The 7,977-nt window shown below is 31.5% G+C and carries 7 protein-coding genes; all 7 read left to right on the plus strand.

The window, feature by feature from the left end:
* Positions 1 to 196 precede the first annotated feature (196 nt).
* The 7 genes from HMPREF2801_RS01740 to HMPREF2801_RS01770 all read left to right on the plus strand — a co-directional run bounded on the left by HMPREF2801_RS01740 (position 197) and on the right by HMPREF2801_RS01770 (position 7,686).
* On the plus strand, positions 197 to 418 hold the full coding sequence (locus tag HMPREF2801_RS01740) for a helix-turn-helix transcriptional regulator (protein ID WP_070610288.1): 222 nt from the start codon (positions 197 to 199) through the stop codon (positions 416 to 418).
* A 10-nt stretch (positions 419 to 428) separates the two neighbouring features.
* On the plus strand, positions 429 to 1,406 hold the full coding sequence (locus HMPREF2801_RS01745) for a helix-turn-helix domain-containing protein (protein ID WP_070610289.1): 978 nt from the start codon (positions 429 to 431) through the stop codon (positions 1,404 to 1,406).
* Positions 1,407 to 1,512: 106 nt separating this feature from the next.
* Positions 1,513 to 2,106: an MptD family putative ECF transporter S component gene (locus HMPREF2801_RS01750; protein ID WP_070610290.1), complete on the plus strand. Its 594-nt coding sequence runs from the start codon at positions 1,513 to 1,515 to the stop codon at positions 2,104 to 2,106.
* Positions 2,106 to 2,780: an energy-coupling factor transporter transmembrane component T gene (locus HMPREF2801_RS01755; protein ID WP_070610291.1), complete on the plus strand. Its 675-nt coding sequence runs from the start codon at positions 2,106 to 2,108 to the stop codon at positions 2,778 to 2,780. Before HMPREF2801_RS01750 ends, HMPREF2801_RS01755 begins: the two co-directional genes overlap by 1 nt.
* Positions 2,777 to 4,231 carry an ABC transporter ATP-binding protein gene (locus tag HMPREF2801_RS01760; RefSeq protein ID WP_070610292.1) on the plus strand — a complete coding sequence of 485 codons (1,455 nt, stop codon included), beginning with the start codon at positions 2,777 to 2,779 and terminating at the stop codon, positions 4,229 to 4,231. Before HMPREF2801_RS01755 ends, HMPREF2801_RS01760 begins: the two co-directional genes overlap by 4 nt.
* Positions 4,224 to 5,963 carry an ABC transporter ATP-binding protein gene (locus HMPREF2801_RS01765; protein WP_070610293.1) on the plus strand — a complete coding sequence of 580 codons (1,740 nt, stop codon included), beginning with the start codon at positions 4,224 to 4,226 and terminating at the stop codon, positions 5,961 to 5,963. Before HMPREF2801_RS01760 ends, HMPREF2801_RS01765 begins: the two co-directional genes overlap by 8 nt.
* Before the next feature lies 1 nt (position 5,964).
* On the plus strand, positions 5,965 to 7,686 hold the full coding sequence (locus HMPREF2801_RS01770) for an ABC transporter ATP-binding protein (protein ID WP_070610294.1): 1,722 nt from the start codon (positions 5,965 to 5,967) through the stop codon (positions 7,684 to 7,686).
* Positions 7,687 to 7,977: the final 291 nt, after the last annotated feature.

Here is a 7,977-nt window from a genome sequence, read left to right on the forward strand (position 1 = left end):
GTACACTTACTGTGCTTGCTACAAAAGAATAATTAGAGTAGCAAGCGTTAAGCTTATATTTGATTGGTTGAGAATATTATATCATAGATAGTAAAAAAATCATATTTTAATTAAGTAGTCAGGCATTTACTTTTTCCTAAAAGTGAAGTATACTTCGCATATGAAGCGCACTTCACTTTTTATGATGAGGGAGTTTATGAAAAATATACTTAAACAATTAAGAGAAAATAAGCAGTGGACCCAAAAGGAATTGTCAACTAAATTAGGAGTTTCTACGAGAACAATAATTTCTTTAGAGAAGGGGTATTTTAATCCATCAATAAAAGTTGCATATAAGTGCAGTTTAATATTTGGGTGTCCAATGGAAAAGATATTTTGTCTTAAAGAAAATTATTATAGTGATATGGAAGAGATGTAGGGTAGATAATATGGATTATATGAGCCATCTTTATGGAAGAAATAAGAAAAAAATAGTGGAGAATTCAAAAGGCAGGATTTGTGAATATTGTGATTTGGAAAATGGAAAGTATGTCATTACAGAGTATGAAGTCTTTAAGGGTGTAAGAGTATTCTATAACGATATACACACATCAAAAATTACAAGTAGTATTCCTAAGGATTCTCTTAATGAAAAGCGATATGAAATCAATCATTGTAGAGAAGGAAGGTTTGAGTGTGTATTAAGAGACGGAACTGTAACATATATGGAAGCTGGGGATTTTGCAATTAACTTAATAAGTAACAGTTCTAAAGAATCATTTTTCCCCATAAGTCATTATCATGGCATTACTTTTTGTATTACACCTTCAGAGTTTGATGATGAACTACATCTTTTAGAAAAAATGTTTGGGATTAACTATGAAGATGTTTTGGCTGACCTATGCCACGATAATAAACTTTTTATTCAGAGAGCTACATCTGAGATTGAACATATTTTTTTTGAAATGTATAAAGTACCGGATGATATTTTGGTTGGATATTTAAAAGTCAAATTTCAAGAGCTGTTTTTATACCTTACAACAGTGCAGAATAATATATCTTATAGTGATAGGCAGTATTTTGTTAAAAATAATATTGAAATCGCTAAAAAGATAAATGTGTATGTGTTGGAGAATTATAATAGAACATTGACCTATGAGAAATTATCTGAAAAATTCCATATAAAAATTACTACAATGAAAAATTGTTATAAGAGTATTTATGGAGAAACTATTAACGATACAATAATTAAAAAGCGATTGGAAGTAGCTGCAAATTTACTAAAAAATTCATCACTTTCCATTACCGAAATTGCTCTTGAAGTTGGTTATACAGACCACTCTAAATTCTCGAATGCTTTCAAAAAAATGTACAATATTACTCCCAGTAAATATAAAAAGATGTCTAAAATAGCACATTCAGTCTAATTGGTCAAGAAATCATGGTTAGATGATGCTAACATTAGTGTTGCTTATAGAAAAGCAGACAACTTCTAACGAAGCTTGCGAACTTATTATACGAGGAGGAACACTTATGGAAAACACAAAAAAATTATCCATAAAAGATTTAGCAACTATAGGAATCTTTTCTGCAATCATGATTGTTGTTTTTATTGCATTTTCTATGTTAACTGGAGCATCTCTATTTTTTAACATGATTTTCAATGCAGTGTTTACAGCGTTAATTTTGGGACCTTTTTTCGTTTATATGGCGATGAAAGTTGGAAAGCCCGGAGTTGCTCTAATTTATAATATCTTACAAGCAGTTTTGGCAACTGTGTTTATGGGACCGTTTATGATTCCTTGGTTTGTAGGTGGTGGTATCATCGCAGAATTATCCATGATAGGCACTGATAGTTATAGGAATATAAAAAGAATTACGATTGCTTGGATTATCACATCTCTTACAAGAGCTGCTCATGGAATGAGTGAAATATGGTTTTTCAAAGATGCGTTTCTTAAAACAGGGGTGTCTCCGGAACAGGTTCAGATTCAAACACAATATTATACAGATGCGAAGTGGGTTATTATTTCTTTGGCATCAACTGTAGTGGCGGCTGCAATTGGATGCTATTTAGGAAATAAGATGACAGAAAAACACTTTAAAAAGACAGGTATAATAAAGTAATGCATTTGGACTTACGCTCCAAAGTTGCGGTATTTTTTAGTACAGTATTTTTGGCTTCGGTATTGTCCAAAGATACTGTATTTTTTTTGCTGACCGTCATCCTATTACTATATGTTGCCGTATTAGGATATAGCAAATCTACCGTAAAAATTGTGTTTGCGATAGCAATCATTAGCATTATGAGATTGGTTTCAAAAGGAAACGGATTTGGAATTATGCTTCCTGAAATGTTTCTTTTTATAATTATCAGGACATTAGTTATTATTTTGTCTGTCATACCGATTATAAAAACACCTCCGGGAGAATTGATGGCTGTGATGAAGAAAATGAAAGTCCATAGGAATATAGCATTGCCACTTATTTTTATGATGAGGTTTTTTCCGGTAGTAAGAAGTGAATTTTCGGAGATTATTGATTCATTAAAATTAAGAGGCTTAATTTCTTTTAGAAAGCCGTTTGTTACAATGGAATATTTGTTTGTACCTATGATGTTCTCTTCTTCTAAAATTGCCGAGGAATTGGCTGCGGCATCTGAAGTAAGAGGGATCTCTGCCAATGGAAAACATACATCAAGAAGAGAAATAAAATTTAGAAAAATTGATTCTATTGTAGTTATATTGACTGTTCTGCTTACGGTAGGTTTGTACTTTATGGAAGGAGTGATGATGAGATGATCAAACTTAAAAATGTAAGTTTTTCATATAATCAGGACTCCCGAAATATTGTTGAAAATATAAACATAGAAATTAAAAAGGGAGAAGTTGTAGCCTTCATTGGAGCCAGTGGATGTGGAAAGACAACGCTGACCAGGATTATCAATGGACTTGCGTATAAGTTTTATGGCGGGAAGCTAAATGGAAACATTACAATAGATGGCATGAATCCATGTGAAAAAGAATTGTACGAAATAGGAAGAAGAGTGGGTTCAATTTTTCAAAATCCTAAAAGTCAATTTTTTGCAGAAAATGTAGAAGATGAAATTGCATTTGGATTGGAAAATTATGGCGTAGACCGAGAAAAAATTTCGAGAAGAATTAGAGAAGCACTTTCCTCAATCAATGGAGAAAATTTAATTGATAAGAGCTTATTTCATCTTTCAAGTGGAGAAAGGCAAAAAATCGCAATTGCTTCTATAAATGCTCTTGATCCACCAATTTATGTTTTTGATGAGCCGTCAGCCAATCTTGATATGAAAAGTGTAGAAGCTTTAAGAAAATTGATGCTTTCATTGAAAACACAAGGGAAAACGATGGTGATTTCCGAACATAGAATTTACTATCTGAAGGATCTTGTTGATAAATATTACTACCTTGAAGATGGTGAGATTAGATATTCTTTTTCGGAAAATGAACTTCTGTCAAGCAGTAATGACTTTTTTAGAACAGCAGGGCTAAGGGCATATTCTTTAGAATGTGTTGTCCCAAAAGCAAAGAAAATAAAAGAAGTAAATTCTATGGAATTAGATAGAATAAGCTTTTCATACAAGAATGAGAAGATCATAAATGAGCTAAGTTATTCTTTTAATAGTGGAAATGTTTATGGAATTATAGGAGATAACGGCGTTGGTAAAAGCACTTTATTCAAAATTATGAGTGGTTTGCTTAAAGAACAGAAAGGCAATTTGTCTATAAATGGTGAAATAATTAAGAAGGCAAAAAGAAAGAGAAGAATATATTATCTGTCAAACAATCCTGACAGTAATTTATTTGAGGCTTCTCTTGAAGATGAGTTGAGACTAAATGATTCAAAGGCAGATATAGATTTAATCTTGCATCAATTTCATTTGGAAGAGGCTAAAGATTTGCATCCTCAAATTTTGTCAGGAGGTCAAAAGCAGAGATTGACTATCGCAGCAGCAGAACTTTTAGAAAGGGATGTATATTTGTTTGATGAGCCAACAAGTGGTTTAGATGGACATAATATGCAAATTATTTCAGAAAGAATGAAAGGGCTTCAAGAAAAACAGAAAATCATACTTATCATTTCTCATGATTATGAGTTTCTTATGACCTCTTGCAATAAAATTTTATATTTAGACGGACAATCTTTTAAAGAGTTTTCTGCGGAAAATGATAAAGAAAAAATATTGGAAATATTAAAAGGTGAGGTGAAGAACTATGTTTAATAGCGGATTATTAAAGTATTCCGGTAAATACAAATATCTGACTGTTTTGTCGTGTGTACTATCCATTTTGAGTGCTGCAATGTCAATCATTCCATTAGTTTGTATTTATCAAATTATAAGATTATATGTCGAAAATTCAAGCACGAAAAGCATAATGTATTATGGCGAAATCGCTGTAATTTCATCTGTTTTGGGTATTGCTTTGTATTTTGTGGCATTGTCTTTAGCCCATATATCTGCTTTTAGAGTTGCTAAAAATTTAAAATCACAAGCAATCGATAAAGTGATAGATATGCCGTTAGGATTTTTTGAAATGAAATCTACAGGCGAAATCAGAAAAATTATTGATGAAAACACCATTTTAACAGAAGATTTTTTAGCACATAAATTACCGGATTTTGCGGCGACTGCAATTATGCCACTTATCATTGTAATTAGTTTTTTCTTTTTTGATTGGAGATTAGGTGCTGCTTGCTTTATCCCGTTAATCATTTCTGTGATATGTATAAAGATGATGATGGGCGGAGAAAATAAATTTATGATGGGTAAAATCATGACATTGCAAGAGCAGATGAATAAAGAAGCTGTTGAGTATGTTCGTGGTATACCGATTATCAAAGTATTTCAGCAAACTGTATTTAGCTTCAAAAAATTTCATAATACGATTATGAGTTATAGAGATTTGGTGGCAGGCTACGCAAAAGCTTGTCGTATGCCTAAAACTATTTTCGGGGTTATGTTAAACAGTTTTTTTGTGTTTTTGATAGCTGTAGCTGTAGTTTTATTTAATTCAGCAAGCGATCCAATCGCAGTATTTTTGGATTTGATTTTTTTCATATTACTTAGCCCTTTAATTTCTACAACAATGATGAGGCTAATGATGACTGGAGAGAACTTAATTCAAGCAAAGGAAGCTTTAAATAGAATTGAAACAATTATCTGTGATGATTCATATATAGAAAATGGTAGTGATGAATTCCCTGAAAATACAGAAATTGTTTTTTCGGATGTTTGTTTTTCATATCCTGAGCAAGAAAAAAATGTTATAGAGCATGTATCGTTTGAAATTTCAAAAAATCAAAAGGTTGCTTTTGTTGGTTTATCAGGCTCCGGAAAAAGTACCATTCTTTCTTTGATAGGGAAATTTTTTAAGGTTAACTCAGGAACGATAACGATTGGTAGCAAGAATATAAATGAAATAAGAAATAGTGAACTTATGAAAAATATTTCCTTTGTTTTCCAAGACAGCAAACTATTTAACGGAACCTTACTTGAAAATATAAGAGTAGGAAATCCTAATGCATCTTTAGAAGAAGTAGATAAAGCTATTACAGTTGCGCAGTGTCAAAGTATTATTGATAAACTTCCGAACGGTATAAATAGTATTTATGGCAGTAAAGGGATTTTCCTTTCCGGTGGAGAAAGACAGAGAATTGCACTGGCAAGAGCTTTTGTTAAAGATTCTCCAATTATTGTTTTTGATGAAGCAACATCAGGTTGTGATGCTGAAAATGAGTTTTATATCAATAAAGCAATTACAGAAATTTCAAAGAATAAAACTGTAATTTTGGTGGCTCATAGATTAAATACTGTAATTGATGCAGACAAAATAATTGTCATGGATAAAGGAAAAATCGTTGAGCAAGGTACTCATAATGATTTAGTTGAAAGTAATGGAGCATACGCAAATATGTGGAAACAATATCAAGGTGCTTCAGATTGGAGGCTATAAGATGTTTAATAAAATAAAAGAAAAATATCATTTGTCGGATGCTGAAGCAATACTGATTAAAAAAGGAATATTATTTAACACATTATCCAATATTTCTAAAATGTTACCTGTTGGAATATGTGCTTATGTATTATCGCAGATGTATTCAATCATCACAAATAAAAATTATAGTGTAGAATTGCCTATTTTAATGTATTTAGGTGTATCTGCGACAGCTATTTTACTTATGATTTTGTTATCGTACATAGAATACACAAAAACATTCATTGATATTTACCAAGAGAGTGCAAATAGAAGAATTAGTATTTCGGAATTTTTAAGAAAACTTCCGTTGTCGTTTTTTGCGAAAAGAGATATTTCGGATCTTACTACCGTAGTAATGACAGATACATCAGGAATTGAACATGCGTTAGCTCATGTTATTCCTCAGTGTTATGGGACGGTTTTGTCCACTGTAGTAATCTTTTTGTCTATGTTAATATTTAACTTTAAAATGGCAATGTCATTATTTTGGGTGATACCGATTGCTTTTGCGGTAGTTTTATTATCCAGAAAACTTCAAAAGAGTTACAGTGAAAAATTTAAAAGTGAGAAGTTGGCATCATCTGATCAAATACAAACAATACTGGAAATGATTAAAGAGATAAAGTCGTTTTCTTTGGAGGAAAAACAAAAAAAGTCTATAAAAGTTCAGTTGGATGCTTTTGAAAAGAAACAAAGAGAATCTGAATTGTTTTCTGCAACTATTTTAGCGTCAGCACAGATGGTTCTCAAATTAGGTATAGCAACCGTAATTTTGGTAGGAGCTTATTTACTGTTGCATGGAGAAATTGATTTATTCACATATATTATTTTCTTGTTTTCTGCTGGTTTAATATATGATCCTATTCATGCGTTGATGAATTCTTTGACAGAGATTTTTTCCACAGATGTATTGGTTAAAAGAATGGATGATATAAAAAAAGAACATATCAATGTTGAGCCATTTTCTGCGAAAACTGATGATATGAGTATTAAGTTTGATAATGTAACATTCGGATATGATGATGAAGATGTTCTCAAAAATGTTACATTTACAGTAAAATCTGGATCTAAAACGGCATTAGTAGGTTCTTCTGGTTCGGGTAAATCGACTGTATTGAAGTTAGCTGCCGGATTTTATAAAGCAAGTTCAGGCAATATATTTTTAGGTGGAACCGATATTTCAAATGTGGATGATGAATCCTTGCTAAAATATTATTCTGTAGTTTTTCAGGATGTATTGCTTTTTGATGGAACAATTATGGATAACATTCGACTGGGAAATAAAAATGCAACGGATGATGAAGTAATAAAAGCGGCAAAATTAGCAAATTGCGATAGCTTTGTGTCAAATTTACCTAATGGATATATGACTACAATAGGTGAAAACGGCAAGCTGTTATCAGGAGGCGAAAAACAGAGAATATCGATAGCGAGAGCAATCATTAAAGATGCACCAATTGTTTTGCTTGATGAAGTTACCTCGGCGTTAGACATTCAAAATGAAAATCTAATACAGAAAGCGGTTAGCCATATAACAAGAAACAAAACTGTTATTGTGATTGCTCATAAGTTAAATACAATCAAAGATTGTGATAATATTTTGGTTTTTGACAAGGGGAAAATTGTTGAGCAAGGAACACATGAAGAATTATTAAAGCAAAATGGATATTACAAAAAATTATATGATATGAGTGCATGAATATTTTGAAATGGAAAAGAGAGGAAAATTTATGTAATTGTAAGCATAGATGGAGGAAGAACATGGAAAAGTTTATGTATCTATTTGAAAAAATAAATAACAATAAAAATTGTCATTTTTTCTATATACTCCTTTAAACAATTTAATATAGTTAAAGAAAGAGCAGGTTTCTTTCATTTTAGAGGACTTCTTATGCCAAGATGCAGAAGTCCTCCTTTTTTTGCCTGAAAACAATCGGACAGAAAAAGAATGGAGGAAATAAAATGCCAAAAGAATATTACCTTTATGTCA

The sequence above is a fragment of the Peptoniphilus sp. HMSC062D09 genome (assembly GCF_001811425.1).
GTDB lineage: Bacteria > Bacillota > Clostridia > Tissierellales > Peptoniphilaceae > Peptoniphilus_A.